Below are 829 nucleotides of genomic sequence, written 5' to 3'. Positions count from 1 at the left end.
ATTCGATATCACCTGACTTTTTAGTCAGAGTGATAAAGGGTTTATCATGAAGATGTTTGTTCAGCCTTCCCGCATTTATCTTCACCGGCAGTTTGTCGATTTCAGAAAATCGATTAATGGTTTATCTGTGATCATTGAGTCGGAGATAAATCTTCCCGTCATGAGCGGTGCCTTGTTCATTTTCTGCAACAAAGCCAAAGATAAATTGAAGATACTTTATTGGGATAAAACCGGCTTTGCCTTGTGGTATAAACGGCTTGAAAAAGATAAATTCAAATGGCCAAGCCGTATTGATGAAGCATGTTTAGAATTGAATGAACAGCAGTTGTCTTGGTTGCTGGAAGGCTATGATGTCATCGGTCATCAAGCTGTCGATTATCAAAATATTATGTAATAAAATCAGGTAAATAGTATAAATAAAAACAGCAAGTTAGCGTGTTTTTTGTTAAAATGCACGCATGAAAACAGACATCGAATCACTCCCTGACGACCCTATTTTACTGAAGAAACTTCTCGCAGAAAGAGATGAGACTATCGCTTATCTTACTGAGCAGTTTCGTTTAGCTCAGCATAAACAATTTGGTAAAAGCACTGAAGGCTACCCGGGTCAGGGCGAGCTATTCAATGAACTTGAGCAATTAGCAGATGAGTCTGAAGCGGAACCGACTGAAGCCGAAAAAGAGTCCATCACCTACGAACGCAAGAAACCTGTTCGTAAACCTTTACCCAAAGACTTACCACGCGACGTCATCATTCACGACCTGGCAGACGAAGACAAAAGCTGTGATGACTGCGGTCATGAATTACATCGCATGGGTGAAGATAAAAG

1 protein-coding gene and 1 pseudogene are annotated in these 829 nt (G+C 40.4%); both read left to right on the top strand.

Annotation, left to right across the window (positions count from 1 at the left end):
• The first annotated feature begins 46 nt into the window (after positions 1–46).
• Positions 47–394 carry an IS66 family insertion sequence element accessory protein TnpB gene (tnpB, locus tag A3729_RS14080; RefSeq protein ID WP_068510160.1) on the top strand — a complete coding sequence of 116 codons (348 nt, stop codon included), beginning with the start codon at positions 47–49 and terminating at the stop codon, positions 392–394.
• Positions 395–524: 130 nt separating this feature from the next.
• Positions 525–829 (top strand): annotated as a pseudogene (locus A3729_RS14075) (IS66 family transposase); the annotation flags it as partial.

The organism is Oleiphilus sp. HI0043, from assembly GCF_001634935.1.
The sequence above is the reverse complement of the archived record's forward strand: the minus strand, read 5'-3'. Positions and strand labels throughout refer to the sequence as shown.